The sequence below is a fragment of the Geodermatophilus aquaeductus genome, from assembly GCF_900182545.1.
GTDB classification, from domain to species: Bacteria; Actinomycetota; Actinomycetes; order Mycobacteriales; family Geodermatophilaceae; genus Geodermatophilus; species Geodermatophilus aquaeductus.
This window is the reverse complement of the sequence record NZ_FXTJ01000005.1, coordinates 220663-244068: the sequence shown is the minus strand read 5'-3', so window position 1 is coordinate 244068 and position 23406 is coordinate 220663. Positions and strand designations below refer to the sequence as shown.

18 protein-coding genes, 1 tRNA gene and 1 pseudogene are annotated in these 23406 nt (G+C 71.7%); 10 read left to right on the top strand and 10 right to left on the bottom strand.

Annotated elements, in window-relative coordinates; genetic code table 11:
* Positions 1-393 precede the first annotated feature (393 nt).
* Positions 394-606 (top strand): hypothetical protein, encoded by a 213-nt coding sequence (locus FN207_RS14585; protein WP_142459208.1) that lies wholly within the window; start codon positions 394-396, stop codon positions 604-606.
* A gap of 301 nt (positions 607-907) precedes the next feature.
* Here FN207_RS14585 and FN207_RS14580 read toward each other — a convergent pair whose 3' ends face one another.
* The 4 genes from FN207_RS14580 to FN207_RS14565 all read right to left on the bottom strand — a co-directional run bounded on the left by FN207_RS14580 (position 908) and on the right by FN207_RS14565 (position 3164).
* Complete coding sequence (locus FN207_RS14580) at positions 908-1483, bottom strand: hypothetical protein (protein WP_142459207.1); 576 nt, start codon at positions 1481-1483, stop codon at positions 908-910.
* 409 nt (positions 1484-1892) lie between these two features.
* Positions 1893-2114, bottom strand: coding sequence for a hypothetical protein (locus FN207_RS14575; protein WP_246066062.1), 222 nt, complete (start codon positions 2112-2114; stop codon positions 1893-1895).
* 33 nt (positions 2115-2147) lie between these two features.
* A complete protein-coding gene (locus FN207_RS14570) occupies positions 2148-2762 on the bottom strand; it encodes a hypothetical protein (protein WP_246066061.1) in 615 nt (204 codons plus the stop codon).
* A gap of 192 nt (positions 2763-2954) precedes the next feature.
* Positions 2955-3164, bottom strand: coding sequence for a helix-turn-helix transcriptional regulator (locus FN207_RS14565; RefSeq protein WP_142459206.1), 210 nt, complete (start codon positions 3162-3164; stop codon positions 2955-2957).
* 763 nt (positions 3165-3927) lie between these two features.
* On the opposite strand from FN207_RS14565, the gene FN207_RS14560 reads away from it, so the two are divergent.
* Entirely contained in the window at positions 3928-4263 is a 336-nt protein-coding gene (locus FN207_RS14560; protein ID WP_246066060.1) for a hypothetical protein, read from the top strand.
* Positions 4264-4454: 191 nt separating this feature from the next.
* Here FN207_RS14560 and FN207_RS27535 read toward each other — a convergent pair.
* Together FN207_RS27535 and FN207_RS27530 are read right to left on the bottom strand one after the other, a co-directional pair.
* Positions 4455-4742 (bottom strand): annotated as a pseudogene (locus FN207_RS27535) (TIGR02391 family protein); the annotation flags it as partial.
* Between the two features lie 15 nt (positions 4743-4757).
* Complete coding sequence (locus tag FN207_RS27530; protein ID WP_185938346.1) at positions 4758-4934, bottom strand: TIGR02391 family protein; 177 nt, start codon at positions 4932-4934, stop codon at positions 4758-4760.
* A 452-nt stretch (positions 4935-5386) separates the two neighbouring features.
* Between FN207_RS27530 and FN207_RS27525 the strand changes: the two genes are divergently transcribed.
* Positions 5387-6013, top strand: a complete 627-nt coding sequence (locus FN207_RS27525) for a GPP34 family phosphoprotein (RefSeq protein WP_142459203.1) — start codon at positions 5387-5389, stop codon at positions 6011-6013.
* Positions 6014-6674: 661 nt separating this feature from the next.
* Here FN207_RS27525 and FN207_RS14540 read toward each other — a convergent pair.
* Entirely contained in the window at positions 6675-10139 is a 3465-nt protein-coding gene (locus FN207_RS14540; RefSeq protein ID WP_142459202.1) for an RHS repeat-associated core domain-containing protein, read from the bottom strand.
* A 586-nt stretch (positions 10140-10725) separates the two neighbouring features.
* On the opposite strand from FN207_RS14540, the gene mobF reads away from it, so the two are divergent.
* The 3 genes from mobF to FN207_RS14525 all read left to right on the top strand — a co-directional run bounded on the left by mobF (position 10726) and on the right by FN207_RS14525 (position 15983).
* Positions 10726-14388, top strand: coding sequence for a MobF family relaxase (mobF, locus tag FN207_RS14535; protein ID WP_142459201.1), 3663 nt, complete (start codon positions 10726-10728; stop codon positions 14386-14388).
* A gap of 131 nt (positions 14389-14519) precedes the next feature.
* A complete protein-coding gene (locus FN207_RS14530; RefSeq protein ID WP_142459200.1) occupies positions 14520-14807 on the top strand; it encodes a hypothetical protein in 288 nt (95 codons plus the stop codon).
* Between the two features lie 9 nt (positions 14808-14816).
* The gene (locus FN207_RS14525; RefSeq protein ID WP_142459199.1) at positions 14817-15983 is read left to right on the top strand and encodes a tyrosine-type recombinase/integrase; all 1167 of its coding nucleotides are present in this window, start codon (positions 14817-14819) and stop codon (positions 15981-15983) included.
* Positions 15984-16029: 46 nt separating this feature from the next.
* Here the strand turns inward: FN207_RS14525 and FN207_RS14520 are convergent.
* The 3 genes from FN207_RS14520 to FN207_RS14510 form a co-directional block, all read right to left on the bottom strand.
* Positions 16030-16101 (bottom strand) — tRNA-Arg (locus FN207_RS14520).
* A gap of 61 nt (positions 16102-16162) precedes the next feature.
* The gene (locus FN207_RS14515; RefSeq protein ID WP_142459198.1) at positions 16163-16861 is read right to left on the bottom strand and encodes a DUF305 domain-containing protein; all 699 of its coding nucleotides are present in this window, start codon (positions 16859-16861) and stop codon (positions 16163-16165) included.
* 7 nt (positions 16862-16868) lie between these two features.
* Positions 16869-17720, bottom strand: a complete 852-nt coding sequence (locus tag FN207_RS14510; RefSeq protein ID WP_142459197.1) for a thioredoxin-like domain-containing protein — start codon at positions 17718-17720, stop codon at positions 16869-16871.
* A gap of 183 nt (positions 17721-17903) precedes the next feature.
* On the opposite strand from FN207_RS14510, the gene argS reads away from it, so the two are divergent.
* From argS to thrC, 4 genes are read left to right on the top strand one after another with little or no spacing between them, the layout of a single operon-like run.
* Positions 17904-19565 carry an arginine--tRNA ligase gene (argS, locus tag FN207_RS14505; protein ID WP_142459196.1) on the top strand — a complete coding sequence of 554 codons (1662 nt, stop codon included), beginning with the start codon at positions 17904-17906 and terminating at the stop codon, positions 19563-19565.
* On the top strand, positions 19562-21040 hold the full coding sequence (lysA, locus tag FN207_RS14500) for a diaminopimelate decarboxylase (protein ID WP_142459195.1): 1479 nt from the start codon (positions 19562-19564) through the stop codon (positions 21038-21040). The genes argS and lysA overlap by 4 nt, the downstream gene beginning before the upstream one ends.
* Entirely contained in the window at positions 21037-22329 is a 1293-nt protein-coding gene (locus tag FN207_RS14495) for a homoserine dehydrogenase (protein ID WP_142459194.1), read from the top strand. Before lysA ends, FN207_RS14495 begins: the two co-directional genes overlap by 4 nt.
* The gene (gene thrC / locus FN207_RS14490; protein WP_142459193.1) at positions 22326-23405 is read left to right on the top strand and encodes a threonine synthase; all 1080 of its coding nucleotides are present in this window, start codon (positions 22326-22328) and stop codon (positions 23403-23405) included. The genes FN207_RS14495 and thrC overlap by 4 nt, the downstream gene beginning before the upstream one ends.
* Position 23406: the final 1 nt, after the last annotated feature.

Below are 23406 nucleotides of genomic sequence, written 5' to 3'. Positions count from 1 at the left end.
AGAGAACCCGCCACCGCGACCGCCGTGCGGTCGTGCAAGTGCGGCGCCGACGTCCTGCAGGGATCTCGCTACGGCGACGTCCCAGTGGGCCACCGCAACCACACCGCCGGTGTCACGTAAGGATCCTCGCGTGCGGCGGTTGGACTTCGGTGCGCTGCCCGCGCCACTCATGCCGTTCCCGCTGATAGGAAACGGCGTGCACGGACTGGTGAGGTTGATGCGCTTCCGGTGTGGACTTGCTCGGGCGTTACCCACCGTCCTCGGCATAACCTCCCGGCGGCTCGTCCTGGCTCGTTTCACGCGGCACCGACACCCTGTCGGGCTTTTCTCTGGCCGAGACGGCAGTGCTCGGGGCTCCTCCGGAGTCATCTAGTTCGACGTTACGGTGACGTGGTGCCCAGTGGCGCGGTTTGTCTCAAGGACGTCAGCGCCGTCTTCGGCGATATTGATGCCTTGCGCGGGGGAATCGACCGCAGCTTCTCCGATCAAGGGATCGGTTGGAGCCGAGGCGTCCTCGCCTTTTCGCCCTTCCTCATCCATCTGGTTGCGCGCGGGGTCGTCCCGCTCAGCGGTGACTCGCCGGCGGCGGGCAAGCGCGGCAGCTAGCTGTCCCTGATTGAGCCGCTATGGGCAACTCGCTTTCCGGATGATTCTCGACTAACCGCGACCCTGTCCCGCAAGGGGAACCTGCTGCGGCGACGTCCACGCGGTCCGGCAGTCAGTGTGCCGGCATTTCGCAGGAGATCCTTGCGGGCACGGCGACTCCGTCGTGACGTCGGCGACCTAGAGCTGCAGATTGGTGCGCGACCGAGGGATGCGTGCAGGACTCCCTCACGGCAGGCGCTGTCGTAGTCCGCCATGAGCTCGAGCCACATCAGGGTTCTTAGCGCTGCAAGCGGCGATCGACCTATTCGGCGGCGCCTAGTGCAGGTTCATCAGGCACTCCAAGGTCCCTGCGCATCGTCTCCTGAAGCAGGCCGTACTTCTGCATGAGAACTGCGTTGAGATCCTCCGCGTCCTCGTAGTGCTCGCCTTGGTGGGGCGGCAGCCGATCAAACCTCTGCAGGGTCCTCACCGCGTTGTCAGCAATCCGAGTAACCGCCGTGGATGCGAAGAGCCGCAGGGTCCGGAGCTCCTCAGTGAGCTCCACGTAGGTCTGGTCGCCTTCCGGGACCGGTTGCGGCCAGTGCCCAGGCAAGTAGTACCGGCCGGCCACCAGTTCCCACACCTGATCGAATAGCGTGACGAACCTGAGATATGCGTCCCGACGCTGCTCGTAGCTGCGGGCCGCGTCCTCCCTGGCCCACTGATCACGCTGCTGCCGCTCCTGTCGATCCCACTGCTCCTGCTCGCGCTGGCGTGCCTCGTCTCGGGTGCGCTGCTCGCGGATATCGGAACGCCACTGCGTGTAGAGCACTCCGAGTAGACCCAGGAAACCCACAAGAAGCGGGACCCAGAGCGGCACGCCACTGCTGGTCGGCACTACTCCTCCTGCGGACCTCGACAGGCGCCATGCACAGCAGGACGAGCACCCGGTGGCGCCCTGTGCGCGGAGCCCGACTGGGAAGACTGCAGGACAGCAGTCTGTCCGGGTCCATGTTCCCGTAGGACCCGCCAAGTGAACCTGCCCGCTCGGGGAAAGCCCTCCCGGGGAGGATGATTGAGGTTGCCAGGCGCTGTATGCGCAAGGCAGCTCCCCGCACCACGTTGGTCAACGTTGGTAGGTTTCGCCTCCGTACGGACTTGTCGTTTCCTGGGTGTGTGCCGTTCGAGGCGGCCCGCAGGGCCATGGGTTCTGTGAGGCTGCAGCTTTGCTAGTACGAAGTTTCGTTGTGACGTGATTGAGGTGGTCCGCAAGAGCGAGGCGGCGGTTGCTCAGGTCGCCGAGGACGTCAGCATTCCGAGACCGGAGGTGCCGGCGACCGCAGCGGCTCGGTGTCGACGCTCGAATGCTGCCGGTCGTTGTCCTCCCATGTGCCCAGGCGCAGCAGTACTTCCTCCAGGGCGCGCAGCGGCGCCAGCGGCTCGCCGTCGAGGTCGACGACGAACTCGGTGCGCTGCCCCGGCCGCGTCTCCTCGGCCGGGCCGGGGTGGCCGGTCAGCTGCTCAGTCACGGGCGGACCACCGCTGGGTGGCCGACCGGCCGGTCATGCCGGCGGCCCGGCCGATGTCGGCCCACGAGACTCCAGCGGCGAGAGCGCGCACGCCAGGTTCAGCGCGCGGGCGGCGGCGGCCTGCCGGGCGGCGGCCGCCTCGACATCTTCGAGGGCTTGCCATCCGGCGATGTGCGGTGCCATTCGGCTATCGCCCGGTGCTCGTCGGCGGCCTCCAGATTGGCCCACGGGCCCGCTACGGCCAGCCGCCGCACCGCCGGGTCGGCCAGCTCCCATGCAGGCACGCGGGCCCAGGGGGGTGCCGCGCCAGCCGCAGGTGCGGCCGGCGGCCCGGCCGACGACCTCCGCGCCCGGACGCCACTCCTCGGCCTGCTCGATCACCTCGCAGTGCACCGGGCCGCCGGCGTCGGCGCGCACGATCCCGTCGCCGCGGAGGAGCGTGCCGTCGGACCAGCGACCCTCGGCGGTGAAGCCGTCGCCATAGGTCAGCCGCACCCGGTCGCCGTCGCCCGGCCCGTCATTGGGCCGGCGTGCTATCGGCAGACCGCGGGCGCTGCTGGTGCCGGGCCCTTGCGCGCCGTCGGTGAACAGCGGCACCACCCAGCCCTCGTGCTCCTGGCCGTCCACGACCGGGCCCATCCATCCCATCGCTCCTCCTCCCGCCCGTATGCAGCGTCGTGGTTCCGGCCCAGCCGCAGGCTGTCCTGGTCGGCCGCTGTGGACGGCCGACGTTGTCCACAGCCGGGGCTGGCCACGGACCGCACCGTGTACCCGGGAGTCCGAAGCGGCCCCGTGCCCCGGTGCAGCCGCGTCCCGCCAGGTGAAGGGGCCATCGGCGGTCTATCGGGGCAGGGACGGGTCTGCTTGTGCGTCGATCCAGGCGCGCAGGTCCGCGCGCCGGTAGAGAACGCGCCGGCCGAGTCGGAAGCTGTTCGGGCCGGTGCCGAGCTGTCGCCAGTACCGGAGGGTGGCGACGGGGGTGCGGAGCACGTCCGCGGCCTCGGTGATGGTGAGCAGTTCGGGCTCGTGGTCCGCGGTGAGGTCGGGCATGGCTGGCTCCGGAGGTCGTCGGTGGTGGGGGTGCCGTCACCACAGAAGGCGCCATTTCGGGCTCGGTGGTGACACCTCACAGCCAGCTTTCTCGACCGGTCTCCGGTTGTTCCCCTGTTGCGGCTGGCGCTGTTTCGTCACCTGGCAGCGACGGAGGCCCGGCAGCCGTCGATGCCGGTGGATCGGGCGCCCAGGACAGCCGATGGCAAGCCCCCGGTCCTGCGGCCGAGTCCACCTCCGTCCCGATCAGGGCAGTGGTCTGCCGGAACCGCGTGCGGGTCGTCTCCCGCCGGTGCCCGGTCGTCCTTCGTGGCGTCGTCGCTCTCCGGCCTCGTGCCGCTCGCGCTCGGGTGGCACGTTCTCCGGTCCGCCGCCGAGTGCCGGGGGACCCGTGCGCCCATGGGGACTCGAGAACCGCTGAAGGTCCGCGGCCGACCTGGGGTCCCTCCCGTTGTCCTCCTGCCGTCCTCCAGTCGGCCCGTGCACATCGTTGGCATCGGGGCGCGGCAGGAGCACCCTTCGGGCCACGCTGCGCGTAGCGCCGGCTGCGCCGTTGTCACGGTCCGCCTGCGGCGGGCTGTCCTTGCTGGTCCCCCGGCCCGTCCGGCAGCTCGGCGTAGGGGCCTCCCGCGCCGTCTCCTCCCGACCGGACCAAGATCCTTCCGCCCTTCGGGCGCTTCGCTGCGGAAGCAGTCTTGGTCCGGTCGTCCCCCGCCGTCGTTCCCGGCCCCTGAGCAGAGCTCTTGCCGGACGGGCCGGGGGAGTGGGTGGCAGGACACCGGTTCCGCAGTTCCTCCCGTACCGGTGTCGGCCCCAGTTCCGGGAGGGTCCAGATGACCAGCACCACAGCCAAGGGCAGCAGTCGGATCGGCAGGGAAGCCGGCGACCGCAGCTGAGCCCGGCGCAGCGGGAGGCGGCCGACGGCGCGCGAGCGGCGAGGATCGCCGCCCTGCACGAGCAGATCGGCGAGCGCGTCGAGCAGTTGACCGCCGATCCGCAGTGGCGGGCGATGCTCGATGCCGCCGCGAAGTTCCACACCTACAGCCCGAGCAGCCAGCTGCTGATCGAGCTGCAGTCTGGCCGTTCTCCAGGTCGCTGACCGTCTGTCGGCGCAGACCTGCCCAGCGGGCGACAGTGTGCGCCGACAGGCGCGCTCCCTCGCGCCGCCTGCGCAGCGTCACCGCTGCGCCTGGATGGGGAAGGGGTGGGCTGGCTCGACAGCGGCAGGAGTCGCGACCGGCTGCACGAGCGGCGCCGCATGCCGCCCGGCGGGGACGGGCAGCTGGTGGCTCACGGCGCGGACACCACGCGGGCGTCGTCGACCCAGCGGGCCAGCACGTTGACGGCGGCCAGCTGCTCGAGGGCGCGCTGCTCGTCGGCCTGGTTCTCGGCCACGGTGTGGGAGACGACGTTGCGGATGCCGGCGAACAGGCCCTCGGCCAGCGACCACGCGTCACGGTGCGCGTTCCCAGAGGTCTTGCTGCCGTCGTCGTCCCGCAGCCGCAGCCGCGGCATGCCGGGCTTGGTCTCGTCCAGGGAGAACAGCTGCTTGAACAGGTTGGTCTCGGTGATGTCGTACCGGCCGGTCTTGTTCTACGCCTCGGCGTTCACCGTCTTCAGCGCAGCCTCGACCGCCTCGCGGTAGTGGTGGCGTTGCCACAGCGACCGGGCGCCGTCCCACGCCCAGGGGTGCAGGCGGCTGGCGTCGAGCGTAGGGGCGTTGTCACCGAGCTTCTCGCGGAGCTCCGCCTGGCGTTGTAGCAGGGTCACGGCACGTTGGGCAGCCTCCCGGCGCTGGCTCCAGCGGTTATAGGAATCCTTGGGGACTGCGGTCTGCCAATCGGGTATGACACGGGCGAGAATCATCTCGACTACCGGCGCGGCCGCCTTGATGGCCTCTTCTACGCCCTCAGTGTGAATGTCATTGGCGCTCGGTTTGTCCGGGCGGATTCGTCGTAGAAGCTGTAGTTCAAGTCCTCCTGTGTCATCGCCAGGATCGCCCGAAGCTCGCCGATGGCCCACGGGACGTGCTCACTGTCGATCGCCACGGGTACAACACAACGTCCTTTGTGTTGTATATCGCGAGGTGTGGAGAGGTCGGCAGACGGACGGCGACGATCGACCGGCACCCAGCTCACGGCGGTGGTGGGGGCCGCCGTGTTTGACATCGACAACGGTTGGTCATAGCCACAGCCACCAGGCGTTGAGATTGCGAGACATCTATGGAGAGTGTTGCCATCACGCTGGCATTGCTATGCCTTGAGTCGAACGGTAAGCCTACTCAATCCCTCTGGGCGGATTACGCCATCCGAAGTGGACTCCTGGCTGACCTGTCGCTGACAGGTCAGCTAATCGAGCAGGAGCGGCACATAATACTGACCGATCCAATTCAAGGGCCAAAACCGCATCAGGAGTTGGCACTTGAAATCCTGAAGCGCCCTGACCGATCCCTTACCGACCACATAAAATCTAGCAAGGTCGGATTATCGCAGATGTGCGAACAGCTTCTGGAGCTAGGGCACTGGAGAACCGCTGCTGGCCGGTGGCCGGTCTTACGTCGTCGTTACCGCGCTACCTCGGACGATTACTCCCGCAAATCTGTTGAGACGGTGCTGGTGTCCCTGACTGGAACTGGGGTCCAGGATCCGCGCAGAGCAGCCGCTGCGGCTATCGCTCGCGCAGCCGGCCTGTTGACTGGACAGTTCCTGCCGGTCGACGAGAGCCTGATCGCAGCCTGCGGCGTGGGGGAATGGATCGTTAGAGTCGGGGTTGGCTATATCGAGTCGGCACGGATTTGGCATCGAACGGTGAGTCGCGCGACGGTGCGGGATTTGGGAAGCCCCGGATAACTTCATACGAGCAAGGCCCGCACCTCCGCGCGTGACGGCTTGGCAGCGCTCAGTCGTCGTATGTGGCGTCGTCATGTCAGCTTGGGTCCGAGACTTGGAAGCGGTCCAGGATGCCTCACAGTATCCTGGACCGCTTCTAAGTCTTGTGGCGGATCAGACAAGGCCTAAGCGGGGCCGAAAGACCTTGCGAGTAGCGGGCGGCTCATTTCGCTTGCGATTTGCTCTTTCAGTCGACCACCTGATTCCGACGATGCGTCGCCATCGACAGCGCCAGCGAGGACCGCAAGACGGTCGAGGTGACAAGCGCCCAAAGGGGCGAATGGCGAGTACCCACGACGGTCCTTTGGCTCAGCGAGCAGACCAGAGGGACCACGAACTCTGCGCACAGCATGCCTTGCCGAATGCGCCCCGTGTGGGCCCGCCCCATGCGCCTGTCGCGGTACAATAATGAGCGCGTGAGAAGAGCGACAAGGACAGCTCCTAGGGACGGTCCTATTTGTACGCCTCGCTTCCCCCGTAGTGATCGGACAGCTACCACGAGTAGCTCTGGCAGGGCCGCCACCGGCCCGACGAGGAAGACGGCATACATTGTCTCACTGTCAACCTCGGCGATCCAGCTGTCTGCATCAGAAGCTGAGTTGTTCATCGTCTCTCCCGCAGCTTAGCAGTTGGCCTGCAGATTCTGGATTCCCGTCAGCGTCTTGATCAGATCAAATCCCGCCTCTGCGAAGTCGGTCGCGTCGATCTCGTTATTTCCAAGCGCTCGAAGGAACTTCCTAATTCCGCCCTGAATTTGCGCCAAGCGGTAGAGCTTGCCCAGAGGAATGAGATTCTCCGCGGCAAAGGCCGCGATAGCCAAAGCGCAGCCTAGCGATATCTGCCCCGTGGGATCGACGTAGTTCGTGGGGTTGCCATCGGCGTATTCATAGCGGTTGGCCCGCGACGGGTCGGCAAGGGTCTCGAGGCTGTCCTCCTGGGTCCAGCGTCCCGAAGCCGGGTCGTACCAGCGTTGACCGAAGTGGACCAGGCTGCTGCGGCGATCGGTGAGGCCGCCGGCGTAGCCGTAGATCTGGACGTTGGTGACGCCGCTGCCGCCCAGCGGGGTGGCGGTGCTCTGGCCGTAGGGGGTGTAGGCGTAGGCGGCGGTCTGGGTGCCGCTGTGGTTGACCAGTGCGACCGGGGAGCCCAACCCGTCGAGGGCGAGGTAGTGGCTGTTGGCGCCCTCCAGTGCCAGCGGGGTGCCCTGGGGGTCGTAGGTGTAGGAGTAGGTGACCCCGCTGCTGGTGTAGGACTCCAGGATCGGCAGGCCGGCGGTGTTCGTGCGGCCGTAGGTGTAGTCGAACCCACCGGACTGGGCGATGAGCTCGGTCTGGTCGGTGCCGGCGTAGGTGTAGGTAGCGCTGCCGCCGCTGCTGTAGCCGTCGCTGGCGGCGGTGCGGGTAGTCATCTGCTCGGCGCCGTTGTAGCCAACCGAGCTGCCGACGCTGGGGGCGGCGGTGGTGTTGCCCGAGGCGTCGAAGGAGTAGCCGTTGCCGGTTATTTGGTCGCCGGGGTTGACGTCCAGGGACTGGACGACCGCGCCATTCTTGGTCGTCTGGGTGCGGTTGCCGTTGCCGTCGTAGGTGTAGGTCCAGGAATCGGCGCCGGAGGTGGTGGCCGAGATCAGCCGGTTGGCCCGGTCGTAGCAGTAGCTGGTGACCTTGCCGGTGCGGTGGTCGGTCTGGGTCCAGCGCAGGCCGGTGTCGGTGCCGGTGGCGGGGGCGTTCGGGCAGGCGGCGGGGCCGGGAGAGGCGTAGGTGTAAGACAGGTCGGTGACCCGGTCGGTGTCGTTGCCGGCCTGGGCGGTCCAGGTCTGGGTGATGCGGCCGGCGGCGTCGTAGTCGGTGTGGGTGTGCGCAGCGAAGCTCGTCGGGGTGCTGTACCCGTCGTAGGAGAAGCCAGCGGTGGGGTGGAAGACGGTGTCGGTGCGCCGGCCCGAGGGGTCGTGGGTGAACTCGATCGCCCGCCCGGAGGGGGTGACCGCGCGGATGACCAGGTTGCGGCTGTCGTAGCTGTAGCGGGTGGTGCCGGCGGCGTTGGTCGCGGTCGCGAGGTTGCCGGCCTTGTCGTAGCTGTAGGACACCGGACCGCTGGCGTTGGCGGTGTGGCTGCGGGAGGTCAGCCGGCCCAGCGGGTCGTAGCCGTAGTCGGTGGTCCCGGAGGCGTCGCTGCGTGTGTCGATGGTTCCGGCGTCGTCGTAGGCGTAGGCGACGGTTGGGGTGGTGTCGGAGTAGTCGACCTCGAGGACCCGGTCGAGGTCGTCGTAGGTGTAAGTCTCGGTGACCCCGCGGCCGGTGGTGGAGGTGGCCACCCGCCCGTAGTTGTCGTAGCTGTAGGTGCGCTGACCGAGGGTGGTGCCGGCCGGCGGGGTGATGGAGGTCAGCTGCCCCACGCTGTCGTAGCCGTAGGAGGTCACCGCGCCCGAGGGGCTGGTGGAGGTAGCCACCGTGCCGTCGGCGTTGTAGGTGACGGCGGCCTGGGCGCTGCCGGCGTCGATGGCCGACAGCCGGTTGCCCGCCCCGTTGTAGGTGTAGGTCGAGGTGCGGCCCTGTGCGTCGGTGCCGGAGGTGGGCTGGTAGCGGGTGGCCGCGGCGGTGTTGGCGTAGGCGAACGCCGTTCCGGCGCCGGTGGTGCTGCGGGTGGAGGTCAGCGACTCACCGCCGTTGACCGCCGGGTCGTAGCCGAAGGAGCTGGTGCCGGCCGGGTCGGTGGCCGTGGCGACGTCGAACTGCGGGGTGTAGGTCACCGAGCGTTCGTGGCCGGCCGGGTCGGTGGCCCGCTCCACCAGCAGCCAGCCGTCGTCGGTGAGCTGGTAGGTGGTGTGCGCGGCGGTGCCCACTGGCTGATCCTGGTCGCTGTTCGGGTCGGCGACCAGCGTCTGCCCGTCCGGGTAGCTGAACCGGGTGACCGCCTGGACACCGGCCTGTCCGGTCGGCTGGGTGACCGTCTGCACCCGACCGTGATCGTCGTAGGTGAACGACGTCTGCGCGTCGCCAGGGGCGGTAATCCGGTTGAGGTTGCCGTTGGCCCCGTGCGTGAACTCGGTGGTGCGGCCCTCCTGGTCGGTCAGACTGGAGAGGTAGCCGGTGGCCGGGTCGTAGGACAGGTTCACCGACCGGCTCGCCCCGCCGGCGGTCTGGGTGATGGTGGTGATCCGGCCGCGGCCCTCGCCCTCGGTGGCCACCGTCAGTGTGCTGGCCCCGGCGCTGCCCTGGTCAGCGCGGATCTGGTTCAGCGAGCCGTCGGCGTCGTAGCCGAATGTGGAGGCGTTGCCGTTGCGGTCGGTCAGCTTCGTTAGCTGGCCCTCGGTGGTGAACTGGCGGACCTCGCCGCTGCCGTGATCGGTCAGCGTCCAGCCGCCGCCTGAGGCTGCGGCCAGGGTGCTCTTGAAGCCGGCCGGCGCGGCGAAGCCGCTGGATTCTGGTGTGAAGGTGCCGGTCAGCCCGTTGGGGCCGTGGTAGACGACCGAGCCGTCACCCGGGAAGCGCAGCCGCACGTCCGCCCCAGTCGACAGCCGCCAGCCAGAAGCAGCGTCACCTACCGAGCCGGGGAACTGCGCGCCCACGTTGCGGGTGCGGCTGTTGTAGGCCAGCCCCACTTCCAGCGGCGCACCCGAGCGCCGCGGCAGGCTGAACAGCGCCGAGGTGACCAGCAGGTTGCCCGACCCGGCGTCGACCTGGGCCCCGAGCCGGTCGCCGACGGTGAACGGCAGCCGCGTTCCTCCCGGCCGCTCGCCGGCGGCCAGCGCCGCCGACACCTGCCCGGTTTGCACCGCCGAGCTGGTACAGCCGGTGGTGTCGCAGTGCGCGACCTGGTACTCGAAGGCCTGCCCGATGCCGAGTCGGCCGGCCGGCAGAGGCAGGTACCCCCGGGTGCCGGACACGCTGACCCCATCCAGCAGGTCCCAGCCCGTCGCTCCCTTGGTGCGGGCCGAGAAGCGCAGCGACTGAGTCCCCGACCCCGGTGCGGTCGCCTCACCGACAAGCACCGGCGCGAGCGACCAGCTGTTGGCCACCTCCGCTGTCGGTGCGCTGTAGGGGGCGGCCAGCACGCCGGTCGCCGACCCGGCGACCACCGCCGTCGTCACCGCCCCGACCGTCAGGGAGCGCCTGAGCGCACGCCTCGGCGTCGGCCTCCGCCGACGGCTCACGGCCGCTTGCAGCGTTCGTGATGTCACAGCACACCTCACCGGGAAGACACGGGACGGACCGGACCTGCGACCTGCTCGACCACCCAGCGGACCGGGTGGCGGCGGCGAGGCTGGTGGCGGCCAATAGCCGAACGCAACGGGTCGATTGCGCGTCGTTACACGACCGTGATAACTCGCTGTAGACACGCCGTAGACGCTGCGTGACGAACCGTTTCGGCCACGTTGTCCGTGGTGACTGCCTCGCCCAGGATCTCGCCGCCACGATGGCCGTTCGGCTTGTACGTCCTGCCCCGGTCGCTGCTCGGACGTCTACAGGGGCCGCAAGACCGGCCATTTCTTGACGTGCTCAGCGCTGGAGCGACGCAACCTCAGCAGCGTTCGAGTGGTCACCGGCTTTTCACCAAGGCGACGGCACGCATGCTACCTTCGGAGGTGGATCGGGCCCCGCTTCGCGGGGCCCATTACCGTTTCTAGGGGTGACTTGTTGGTCATTGTCGGGTGGCGTTGAAGAATGCATGGCGGAATGAAGGTCTACGCCGGCGCGCCGGCGGCTGCCCGGCACTACGTGGAGGCCGACCGGGGCCGGGCCGATGACTACTACCTCACCGAGGGCACCGGCCTCGCCCGCCGGTTCAGCGTCACCGAGGGGCGGGTGGCCGAGCTGGCGCCGCTGACCGGGGAGGCCTACGAGACGTGGGTGGCCGGCCGTGATCCGGGCACCGGGCAGCCGCGGGGCCAGCTGCGCGGTGACGGGCGTGCGGTGCGGTTCGTCGAGGTGGTGGTCAACGGCCCGAAGACGTGGTCGCTGGCCGCGGCGCTGCATCCAGACATCGCGACGGCATACGACGCGGCCCAGGCGCGGGCGGCCGAGCAGATCATCGGCTGGCACGGGCAGCACGCCACCACCCGGGTCGGCCCGCGCGGGGGGCAGCTGCAGGTGCCGGTCGAGGTGGCCGAGGCGGTGACGGTGGCGCACCACACGTCGCGGGCCGGCGACCCGCACCGCCATCTGCACCTCCAAATCAACGCCCGAGTCTTCGCCGCCGGGAAATGGCGCGGCCTGCACACCGTCGGCGTCCGCGACTCCCTCGCCGCCATTAACGGGATCGGGCACGCCGCGGTCGCCTGCGACCCGCCATTCCGGGCCGCACTCGCCGCTCACGGGTACGCGTTGAATGCCGATGGCGAGATCCAGCAGCTGGCGGATTTCGTGGGCGCATTCAGCGCGCGAGCCGCACAGATCGCCCGCAACATCGACACCTGCGAGCGGGAATGGACCGCGGCGCATCCCGGTGAATTTCCCGGCCCGGCGCTGCGCCGCTCCTGGGACGCGCGAGCGTGGGCAGCGGGCCGCCCGGACAAGGTGCGGCCCCAGCCCGGCGAGGACCTCACCGCCCGGTGGGCGGCCGAGCTGGCCGGCCTGGGCTACCGCGACCGCGACGTTCCGGTCAGCCTGACCCCCACCCCGGTCGGCGGCCTGGACCGGGATCAGGCGGCCGACCGGGTGCTGGCCCGGCTGGGCGCCGCCCGCTCGGCGTGGAACGCCGCCGACGTGCGCGGGGAGGTCGAACAGTTGCTCGCCGCCGCCGGTGTCGTCACTGACCCGGCGGTGCGCCTCGAAGTCGCCGAAGACCTCACCGCCCGCACCCTGTCCCGCTGCCGGCCGCTGCTCGACCGCCATAGTCCTGCCGGTGGGGTGCCCGAGCACATCCGGGCCTGGACCTCGAGCTCGGTGCTCGCCGTCGAGGCCGACCTAAGCGCCCGTCTCGCCGCCCGCGCCACCGAGCGCCCGGCCGGCGCCCCGGACACCGACCCGATCCCACCGGTCGACGTCGCCGCCGGTTCTCCGAGACTGGACCCGGAGCAGGCCGCGGCGGTCGCAGCGCTCACCGGCCCGTGGCGCCTGGTCGTGGTCGAGGGCGCGGCCGGCGCGGGCAAGACCACCACCCTGGCCGCCACCCGGTCCCGGCTGGCTGAGCAGGGGCGCCGGCTGGTGGTCGTCACCCCGACGCTGAAGGCGGCCCGGGTCGCCGCCGCCGAGGTCGAGACCGCCGCGTCGTCGGCGGCCCGGCTGGTTTTCGAGTACGGCTGGCGTTGGACCGACGACGGCGTCTGGACCCGGTTGTCCTCCGGCCAGGCCGACCCGGTCACCGGAGCGCTCTACCCCGGCCCCCGGGACGCCGCGCGACTGGCCGCGGGCGACCTCCTCGTCGTCGACGAGGCCGGGATGCTCGATCAGGACACCGCCCAGGCCCTGCTGACCGTCGCCGACGAGTGCCGGGTGCAGCTCGCCCTGCTCGGTGACCGGCACCAGCTCGCGGCGGTCGGCCGCGGTGGCGTCCTCGACCTTGCTGCGGCCCAGGTCGCCCCGGCCGGGCACCTGACCCTGGTCGGAGTGCACCGCTTCACCCGCACCGACGCCACCGGCCGCAGCGCACCGGACGGCGACTACGCCGAGCTGACCCTGGCGATGCGCGCCGGCACCGACCCCGGGGCGGTGTTCGACGCGCTGCTGGCCCGCGGGCAGCTCCGGCTGCACTCCGACGTGCAGGCGCTGCGGGAGGCGCTCGCCGCCGGCGCGGCGGAGGACTCCGCCGCGGGCGAGCGGGTGGCCGTGGTGGTCGCCACCCGTGAGCAGGCCGCCGCCCTCAGCGCTGCCGTCCGGGACCGGCTGGTCACCGAGGGCCGGGTCGACAACCGGCGGGTGGTGATTACCGGGGCGGGGGAGCGGATCGGCGTCGGCGACCGGATCGCCACACGCCGCAACGACCGCGACCTCGACGTGGCCAACCGGGACACCTGGGTCGTCACCGCGGTCGGCCGCAACGGCGGACTGCTGGTCACCCCCGACGGCCCACCGCACGTCACCCCGGCCGGCGACGGGCAGGCCGCCGTCACCCCCGCTGTTCCCCCGGCCGGGACAGCGGCGCGGGTGCTGCCCGCCGACTACGTCACCGCGCATGTGGAACTGGCCTACGCCACCACCGCCCACGGCACCCAAGGCGACACCGTGACCGCCGCGCACCTGGTGGTCGGCGAGGACACCGGCGCCGCGGCGGCCTACGTCGGGATGACCCGCGGCCGTACCGCCAACACCGCCCACCTGATGGCGACCGACCCCGACCAGGCGCGCGAGCAGTGGCTGGCGGTCTTCGCCCGCGACCGCGCCGACCTCGGCCCCGCCCACGCCGCCCGGCTGGCCGCCACGGAGGCCGCCCCCTACGCCCCGCCCCGACCGCTGGAGCAGACGCTGGCCGACCTGCACTCCGCGTGGACGGACGAGCAGCGCTGCCTGGACCGGCTCGCCCGCGACCTGCCGCGCCGGGACGCGCTACGCGAGATCGTCGCGCTCGAGTCCGCCCACGCCGAAGAGGCCGCCGCCCTGGCCGAGGCAGTCCGGCAGGCCGGGATCGACGCCCGCCGCGCCGCGGCGCGGGCCGAGAACAGTGAAACGCTCATCGCCGCCGACACTGACCGGATCCGCGACGCACTGCTCCACAGCTGGGACACCGGACGGAGCGCTGCCCGCGACGCCGCGCAGGTCGTGCTCGACGGCCCCGGCCGGCTCCGGCTTCGACGGGCAGCGGTGCACCGGGCCGGCGAACAGCTACTCGACTGGGCGGACGCCTGGCGGCCCTACCTGCCGGCCATGCCCGCCGACCCGCAGCAGATCGCCTGCCTGGCTGACCGAGCCGACGACCGGCCCCGGCTGTGGACCGCCTTCGACTCCTACGCCCGCCGCCACGCCGACCACGCCCACCCGCAGCACGCGCAGCTCGGCGCGACAGCAGCCACCGCCCAGGAGGCCCACCAGCACGCCGAGGTCGCGCTGGCCCACGCCCGCCGTCAGCACGAGCACCGGGTCACCCTCTTCGGATCCCTCGGCTGGACCCCCGACCCGGCGGAGCGACTGGCCAACACCGACCGGCACATTGCCGCCGACCACACCGAACTGGCCGCCGTCCGAGATCGCATCGCGCGCCTGACGGCCGAGCCGGCTCTGCTCACCCAGCCAGTCGGCTGGCTCGGCGCCGAACGCGACGCCTGGCGGGCGCAGCACACCGCCGACGCCCGGGAGCGTCCGAGAACACCGCAGCCGACCGCCTTCGGCCTCGAGCCTCCCCATCCGCAGCAGTTCTCCTTCTCCGCCGGCCGGTGCAAAGCCGAGCCGTCGCTCGGGCGATGACGTGGACCCCGCCGTCGGCCCGAATGGCTCCGGACCAGGACAACAGGAGGGATGCAGGAGGACGACGCAAGGTCCACGGGAGAGCTGCTGCAGGCCGGCAGCATGCCGACCCGGCTGAGGAGAAAAGGACCATGACCGAGCGCCATCCGCGACCACCGAGCACCCCGCCGTCGATTACCACGAGTACATCGATCGGTCCAGACGTCAACCTCGACGCCGACGACATCCGGCTGACCGACGGCACCCGATTGACCGAGCAGCGCGCGGCCGAGGTCACGGAGGAGGTCCGCCACCGCAGCGGCCGGCTCGCGCTGAGCGGCGAGGCAACGGCATCCCCGCGCACCGCCTTCCGTGTCTCTTCAGTGGATGGCGAGACAGCTGTGGATGGCCAGCGCCGACGTGACAGTAGTTCCTGCTAGGAGGTCGGCATGGCGAGCATCGAGAAGCGTCAGCGCTCTGGACAGACCCGGTGGTACGCCCGCTATCGCGACCCCACAGGGCGGCAGCGGGTCAAGGTGCTCGACCGGCGGATCGACGCCGAGCGCTACCTGACGACCGTCGAGTCGGCGAAGTTGGTCGGCTCCTACGTCGACCCCGCCCTCGCACGGCTGACCGTGGGGGAGTGGACCGACCGGTGGCTCGCCGGGCAGGCGCACCTCAAGGCCTCCACCCTGGAGCGCTACGCCGGAATCGTGCGGCGTCACATCACACCGACCTGGGGCACGGTCAAGCTCGCCGACGTCTCCCATGCCGAGGTGCAGCGGTGGGTGACGCGATTGGCGGCACAGGGTGAACCGGCCACGGTGCGCAAGGTCCACCGCGTGCTCTCCCTGATCCTGGACCTGGCCGTACGCGACGGTCGGCTGGCGAGGAACCCCGCCGCCGGCATCAGGCTGCCGCGGGCCGTCGACCGGGAACGGCGCTACCTGACCCATCGGCAGGTCGACCAGCTCGCGACGGCCTGCGCCCGGCCGGCAGTGATCAGCAAGCACCGGCGGCTCAGCGAGCGCGAGAACGACACCTACCGGTTGGTGGTCCTCTTCCTCGCCTACACCGGCGTCCGGTTCGGCGAGCTGGCAGCGCTGAAGGTGGGCCGGCTGGACCTCACCCGCCGTCGCGCGGTCATCGCGGAGTCCGTCACCACCGTCCACCGCGCCGGTCAGGTGTGGGGCTCCCCCAAGGGCCACACTCGACGGGAGGTGCCCATCCCGGGCTTCCTCGTCGAGGAACTGGGCACGCTCGTCGAGGGCAGGGGCGACGACGAGCTGGTCTTCAGCGGCGTGCGCGGCGGCGGAGCCCTCCGGGCGACGGTGTTCCGGCGGGCCGCCTTCGACGAGGCCGCAGCCTCCATCGGGCTCGCGGGGCTGCATCCCCACGAGCTGCGGCACACGGCGGCGTCGCTGGCGATCGCGGCGGGTGCGGACGTGAAGGTCGTCCAACAGATGCTCGGCCACGCGTCGGCCGCGATGACGCTCGACCAGTACGGGCACCTGTTCGGAGATCGCCTCGACCACGTGGCCGAGGCGATGGAGGCCGCGCGAGCAGCTGCCGTGTACCGGATGTGTACCGCGGCCGACCTGCGTAACGAGGATTAGGTTCTCATGGCGCAGAAAGACCCGGCTGACCAGGCCTGTTACAAAGTGCCCCCGGCAGGATTCGAACCTGCGCACCCGCCTCCGGAGGGCGGTGCTCTATCCCCTGAGCTACGGGGGCTCGGGGCAGAGGAGAAGTTACCAGTCCTCCCCGGGTGCCCCGGCGGGCGGGTCGCTCCGGATCAGGGAGCCGGCAGCGGCGTCCCGCCCCGCGCGGTGAGCATGCCGACCATCGTCGTCACCTCGGCGGTCTGCGTCTCGGCGATCGAGGTGGCCAGCCTCCGCACCGCCGTCTGGGTGCCGTTGGCCGCCTCGTACTGCGCCATCTCCAGGCCGCCCTGGTGGTGGCGGATCATCAGCCGCAGGAACTCGACGTCGAAGTCCGTCCCCGTCAGCGTCCGCAAGTTCGCCAGCTCGGCCTCGGTGGCCATCCCGGGCATGAGCGCGCCGGCGGTGTCGCCCGACATCGAGGACGTGTCGTGCCCGCCGTGTTCGCCGCCCATCCAGGCCATGTGGTCACCGCCGGAGCGGGGCACGCCCCACAGCGCCAGCCAGCCCTCCATCTGCCCGGCTTGGTTGGTCTGGGTGCTGGAGATGTCGAAGGCCAGCTGCCGGACCTCGGGGTCGGTGCTCCGCTCGAGCGCCAGGTTCGCCATCTCCACGCCCTGCCGGTGGTGGACCGCCATGTCGCGGGAGAAGCCGGCGTCGACCGAGTCGGCCGTCGGCGTCGCGTCCCGCCCGATGCCCAGCCCCACCGCCAGCGCGCCGCCGAGCACCACGAGCGCGACGGCGATGACGGCGAGCAGCGCGGCACGCAGGCCGCGCCCGCGGGGGGCCGGCGCCGGTGCCTCCTGCTCCGGGCGGGCGACGGTGGCGGTCATCGCGGGCTCACTCCGTGGTCGTCTCGGTGGAACCGTCGGCGCCCATGGTCGGCGTGGTCGGGGCGTCGGTGGTGGCGTCCGCGCCGCGGCTGCCGTCACCGGCGACCAGCGGGTCGGCCACGAACGTCGGGTTCTCGCAGCTGGCGCCGATCTCGGGGTAGGCGCCCTCGACCTCGCCGTTGAAGGTGAGGAAGTCGGCGAACTGCTCGATCCGCGGGTCGTCGACCGAGTCGACCTTCAGCTGGTGGTTCCAGGACTGCAGGCTCACCGCGGAGTCCAGGCCGGCGTAGGGGGACAGCAGCCGCCCGGAGACGCCGTCGACCAGCTCGGCGAGCTTCGCGACGTCGTCGCCGGTGACCTCGTCCGGGTTGTAGGCGATCCACACGGCGCCGTGCTCCATCGAGTGGACGGCGTTCTCGTGCCGGACGTCGACGTCGTAGACGGTGCCGGTGCAGTCGGCCCACTCGCCGTCGTGCGGCCCGCCGACTGGCGGCGTCTGGTCGTACTCGACCGGGGTGGTGACGTGCTCCTGTCCGGCGGCGTAGTCGAAGCTCTCGATGCCCGCGATCTCGTCGAGGGCGTCGACCCGCTCGGCGTCGGCCGCCCGCACCTGGACGACGGCGTAGGTGATGGCCGCGGCGGCGAACACCACGACGGCGACGGCAGCGGCGATCAGCCCCCACGGCCGCGAGTGGGTGACCACCTGCGTCGGCGGGCGGGTGCGGCCGCGGCCGCCGGTGCGCGGAGCCGGGCCCCGGCTCGACGACCCCTTGGTCGTCGACACCGGACGTGCGCCGGAACCGGACCGGCTCGACCCGCCCCCGGCGCGGCCGGCATCGGGCTTGGGGTCCTTGGCCACGTGCTTCTCCTCAGTGCTCGTCGAGTGGTGCGTCCGCCGGTCGTGGCGCAGCATGGGTGCGCGCCGGCGCGCGGCAGGACCTGCGCCCGCCCTCGCCCGCGAGTCTAGGTCGCCTCCCTGTGCACACCCTGGTGAGCGGGGACGGCGGGGAACCGGGTCGCACCCGCTGCGTACGATCACGCGGTGACACCCGAGCAGTTGCGCGACCTCGTCCGGACCGCGGTCGCGGCGGTCGTCGAGCGCGGAACGCTCGCCGTCGCCGTCCCTGACGACGTCCTCGTCGAGCGTCCGAAGAACCCCGAGCACGGCGACTACGCGACCAACGTCGCCCTGCGCCTGGCCAAGCCGGCCGGCATGCCGCCGCGCGCCGTCGCCGACCTGCTGGCCGAGGAGCTGCGGGCCCAGCCGGGGGTCGCGCGGGTCGACGTCGCCGGTCCCGGCTTCCTCAACGTGACCCTCGCCCAGGGCGCGCTGGGGCAGATCGCCGTCCGCGCGGTCACCGCAGGCGAGGGATACGGCCGCACCGACACCCTGGCCGGGCAGCGGCTGAACCTCGAGTTCGTCTCGGCCAACCCCACCGGCCCGGTCACCCTCGGCTCCACCCGGTGGGCCGCGGTCGGCGACGCGCTGGCCCGGCTGCTGGAGTCCAGCGGCGCCGAGGTCAGCCGCGAGTACTACGTCAACGACGCCGGCGCGCAGATCGAGCGGTTCGCCCGCAGCCTGCAGGCCGTGGCGCTGGGCCGGCCGGTGCCCGAGGACGGCTACCAGGGCGACTACGTCGGCGAGGTGGCCGCCCGCGTCGTCGCCGACGAGCCCGGGCTGCTCGAGCGGCCCGAGGACGAGCAGGTGGCGGTGTTCGCCGAGCGCGGCGTGGCCGCGATGGTGGCCGACATCCGGTCCACCCTCGAGGGCTTCGGCGTCCGCTACGACACCTTCTTCTCCGAGCGCACGCTGCACGAGTCCGGCGCGCTGGAGAAGGCGGTGGCCACGCTGCGGGAGCAGGGGCACGTCTTCGAGGCCGACGGCGCGGTGTGGCTGCGGACGACGGTCTTCGGCGACGACAAGGACCGCGTGCTGGTCAAGGCCGACGGCGAGCCGACCTACTTCGCCGCCGACTGCGCCTACTACCTCGACAAGCGGGCGCGGGGCTTCGACCGGGTCGTGATCATGCTCGGCGCCGACCACTCCGGCTACGTCGGCCGGTACAAGGCGCTGGTGGCCGCCTCCGGCGACGACCCCGACACCCACCTCGAGATCCTCATCGGCCAGCTGGTCAACCTGGTGCGCGACGGCGAGCCGGTCCGGATGAGCAAGCGCAAGGGCAACTTCGTGCTGCTCACCGACCTCGTCGACGCCGTCGGCACCGACGCCGCCCGCTACGCGCTGGCGCGGGCCTCGGTGGACCAGACGATCGACATCGACGCCGACCTGTGGAGCCGGCGCACCAACGACAACCCGGTCTTCTACGTCCAGTACGCGCACGCCCGGATCTCCTCGGTGCTGCGCAACGCCGCCGACCTCGGCCTGGCGCTGGGCGAGGCCGGCGACGTCGACGCCGGGCTGCTCGTCCACGAGCGGGAGAACGACCTGCTCCGGGCGATCGGCGAGTTCCCGCGCGTGGTCACCTCGGCCGCGGAGCTGCGCGCGCCGCACCGGGTGGCCCGCTACCTCGAGGAGCTGGCCGGCACCTACCACCGCTTCTACGACGCCTGCCGGGTGCTGCCCCGCGGCGACGAGGAGGCGACCCCGCTGACCACCGCCCGGCTGTGGCTGTGCGCGGCCACCGCGGTGGTGCTGCGCAACGGCCTGGGCGTGCTCGGCGTCTCCGCCCCGGAGCGGATGTGAGGGCGCACCCGGCGGGGCCGCTGCACGGCGCGTTCGCCCCGCCGCCCTCGGCCGGCATGCCGCCGGCCGACCTCGGCGCGCTCGACCCGCAGGTCTGGCCGCGCTCGGCCCGCCGGGTCGACGGCGAGCTGCACCTGGGCGGCAAGTCGGTCACCGAGCTGGCCCGCACGCACGGCACCCCGCTGTTCGTGCTCGACGAGGACGACTTCCGCAGCCGCGCCGCCGACTTCGCCACCGCGTTCGCCGGCGCCGACGTGCACTACGCGTCCAAGGCCTTCCTCTGCGGCCAGGTGGCCCGCTGGATCGCCGACGACGGCCTGCACCTGGACGCCTGCAGCGGCAACGAGCTCGCCGTCGCGCTGGCCGCGGGCTTCCCCGCCGAGCGGATCGCGCTGCACGGCAACAACAAGTCGCTGGTGGAGCTGCAGCTGGCCGTCGACGCCGGCATCGGTCACGTCGTCGTCGACTCCTTCGACGAGATCGACCGGCTGGTGCCGCTGGCCGAGGCCAAGGGCAGCCCGGTCTCGGTGCTGATCCGCACCACGGTCGGCATCGAGGCGCACACCCACGAGTTCATCGCCACCGCGCACGAGGACCAGAAGTTCGGCTTCTCGCTGGCCACCGGCGACGCGCTGACCGCCGCCGTCCGGGTCATCCGCGAGCCCGCCCTGCACCTGGCCGGGCTGCACAGCCACATCGGCTCCCAGATCTTCGACACCGCCGGCTTCGAGGCCGCCGCGCACCGGGTGGTCGGCCTGCTCGGCCAGGTGCACCAGGCCACCGGCGAGCTGCTCGAGGAGCTCAACCTCGGCGGCGGCTTCGGCATCGCCTACCTCCCCGACGACGACCCGGTCACCCCCGACGACGTCGCCCGCCGGCTGCGCACCGTCGTCGCCATGGAGTGCGCCGCGCTGGACCTGCCGGTGCCGCGGCTGGCCATCGAGCCCGGCCGCGCCATCGCCGGGCCGGGCACGGTCACCCTCTACGAGATCGGCACGATCAAGCCGGTCCGGCTGGGCAGCGGCGGGCAGGGCGCGCCGCAGGTGCGCAACTACGTCTCCGTCGACGGCGGGATGAGCGACAACATCCGCACCGCCCTCTACGACGCCGACTACACCTGCGTGCTGGCCAACCGCACCTCCGACGCCCCGCCGGCGCTGTGCCGCGTCGTCGGCAAGCACTGCGAGAGCGGCGACGTGCTGGTCCGCGACCTGTGGCTGCCCTCGGACGTGCAGCCCGGCGACCTGCTCGCCGTCGCCGCCACCGGCGCCTACTGCTGGTCGATGGCCAGCAACTACAACTACCTGCTCAAGCCGCCGGTGGTGGCCGTGCGGGACGGCGCCGCCACCGAGATCGTGCGGCGTCAGACACTGTCGGACGTGTTCGCCCTCGACGCGGTCCTCGCCGGCCGCCCGGCGCCGTCCCCGGCGATCGACCAGCCCGCGCCCGAGCACCCGGTCGGAGCGCGGTCGTGACCGCCCCGCTGCGCGTCGCGCTGCTGGGCTGCGGCACCGTCGGCGGCGCCGTGCTCCGCCTGCTCGACGAGCAGGCCGCCGACCTCACCGCCCGCATCGGCCGCCCGGTGCAGGTCGCCGGGGTCGCCGTCCGCCGGCCCGACCGGCACCCGGACGTCCCCGCGGACCTGCTCACGACCGACGCGCTGGGCCTGGTCGCCCGCGACGACGTCGACCTGGTCGTCGAGGTCATCGGCGGGATCGAGCCGGCCCGCTCGCTCATCCTGGCCGCCGTCGAGGCCGGGAAGTCCGTGGTCAGCGCCAACAAGGCGCTGCTGGCCGAGGACGGCGTCGCGCTGCACGCCGCGGCCGCGAAGGCCGGCGTCGACCTGTACTACGAGGCGTCGGTGGCCGGGGCGATCCCGCTGCTGCGCCCGCTGCGCGAGTCGCTGGCCGGCGACCAGATCCGCCGCGTCGTCGGCATCGTCAACGGCACCACCAACTACATCCTGTCGCGCATGGCCGAGACCGGCGCCGGGTTCAGCGAGGCGCTGGCCGAGGCCACCGAGCTCGGCTACGCCGAGGCCGACCCGACCGCCGACGTCGACGGGTTCGACGCCGCCGCCAAGGCCGCGATCCTCGCCTCGCTGTCCTTCCACACCGCGGTCACCGCCGCCGACGTGCACCGCGAGGGCATCTCCTCGGTCAGCGCCACCGACGTCGCGCGCGCCGCCGAGATCGGCTGCACGGTCAAGCTGCTGGCCATCTGCGAGCGGGTGGCGGGGGAGGAGGGCGACACCGTCGCCGTCCGCGTGCACCCGGCGATGATCCCGACGACGCACCCGCTGGCCGCCGTCGGCGGGGCGTTCAACGCCGTCTTCGTCGAGGCCGAGGCCGCCGGGCAGCTGATGTTCTACGGCCAGGGGGCCGGCGGTGAACCCACCGCCAGCGCCGTCCTCGGCGACCTCGTCGCCGTCGCGCGCAACCGGGTGGCCGGTGCCGCCGGTGCCGGGCCCACCGCCTACGCCGACCTGCCGGCCCGGCCGATCGCCGAGACGCCCACGCGGTACCACGTCAGCCTCGACGTGGCCGACGTCCCGGGCGTCCTCGCGACGGTGGCCACCGCCTTCGCCGAGCACGGGGTGAGCATCGCCACCGTCCGCCAGGACGGGCACGGCGACGCCGCCACGCTGGTCATCGTCACGCACAGCGCCCCGGACGCCGCGCTGTCGTCGACGATCGCCGCGCTGCGGGAGCTCTCCGCCGTCCGCGGGGTCACGAGCGTGCTGAGGGTGGAGGGTCTGTCATGACCGGAACGGTGCGCGGTGCCGTCTCGCCGTTCTGGCCGGGGCTGATCGAGGCCTACCGGTCGCGGCTGCCGGTCAGCGAGTCGACGCCGGTGGTGACCCTGCACGAGGGCGCCACGCCGCTGGTGCCCGCCGTCGAGCTGTCGCGGCGGACCGGCTGCGAGGTGTTCCTCAAGGTCGAGGGCGCCAACCCGACCGGGTCGTTCAAGGACCGCGGCATGACCATGGCCATCACGAAGGCCGCCGAGGAGGGCGCGCAGGCGGTCATCTGCGCCTCCACCGGCAACACCAGCGCCAGCGCCGCCGCCTACGCCGCGCGCGCCGGTCTCGTCTGCGCCGTCCTCGTGCCCACGGGCAAGATCGCGCTGGGCAAGCTCGCCCAGGCGCTGGTGCACGGCGCGAAGCTGCTGCAGGTCGAGGGGAACTTCGACGACTGCCTGGCGCTGGCCAGCAAGCTGTCCATCGACTACCCGGTCAGCCTGGTCAACAGCGTCAACCAGTACCGGATCGAGGGGCAGAAGACCGCCTCGTTCGAGATCGTCGACGTCCTCGGGGACGCCCCCGACGTGCACTGCCTGCCGGTCGGCAACGCCGGCAACATCACCGCCTACTGGCAGGGCTACCGCGAGTACTCCGAGGACGGCCCGGCCACCAAGCGGCCGCGGATGTGGGGCTTCCAGGCCGCCGGTGCCGCGCCGATCGTCACCGGCAAGGTGGTCGAGCAGCCGAGCACCATCGCCACGGCCATCCGCATCGGCAACCCCGCGTCGTGGACCAAGGCGCTCACCGCCCGCGACGACTCCGGCGGCCGCATCGACGCCGTCACCGACCGGGAGATCCTCTCGGCCTACCGGCTGCTGGCGCGCACCGAGGCCGTCTTCGTCGAGCCGGCGTCGGCCGCCTCGGTCGCCGGGCTGCTCAAGGTGGCCGCGGCCGGCGAGCTCGAGCCGGGGCAGCGCGTGGTGTGCACCGTGACCGGCAACGGGCTCAAGGACCCCGACTGGGCCATCTCCGGTGCGCCCGCGCCGGTGACGATCCCGGTCGACGCCGCCGCGGCCGCCGCGCAGCTGGGTCTCTGAG

Bases quoted from the DNA above. Each gene is read 5' to 3' on its own strand.
- FN207_RS14570 (WP_246066061.1), bottom strand. From the start codon at position 2,762: ATGGGATGGATGGGCCCGGTCGTGGACGGCCAGGAGCACGAGGGCTGG.
- FN207_RS14565 (WP_142459206.1), bottom strand. From the start codon at position 3,164: ATGCCCGACCTCACCGCGGACCACGAGCCCGAACTGCTCACCATCACC.
- FN207_RS27525 (WP_142459203.1), top strand. From the start codon at position 5,387: ATGGAGAGTGTTGCCATCACGCTGGCATTGCTATGCCTTGAGTCGAAC.
- mobF (WP_142459201.1), top strand. From the start codon at position 10,726: ATGAAGGTCTACGCCGGCGCGCCGGCGGCTGCCCGGCACTACGTGGAG.
- FN207_RS14530 (WP_142459200.1), top strand. From the start codon at position 14,520: ATGACCGAGCGCCATCCGCGACCACCGAGCACCCCGCCGTCGATTACC.
- FN207_RS14525 (WP_142459199.1), top strand. From the start codon at position 14,817: ATGGCGAGCATCGAGAAGCGTCAGCGCTCTGGACAGACCCGGTGGTAC.
- FN207_RS14515 (WP_142459198.1), bottom strand. From the start codon at position 16,861: ATGACCGCCACCGTCGCCCGCCCGGAGCAGGAGGCACCGGCGCCGGCC.
- thrC (WP_142459193.1), top strand. From the start codon at position 22,326: ATGACCGGAACGGTGCGCGGTGCCGTCTCGCCGTTCTGGCCGGGGCTG.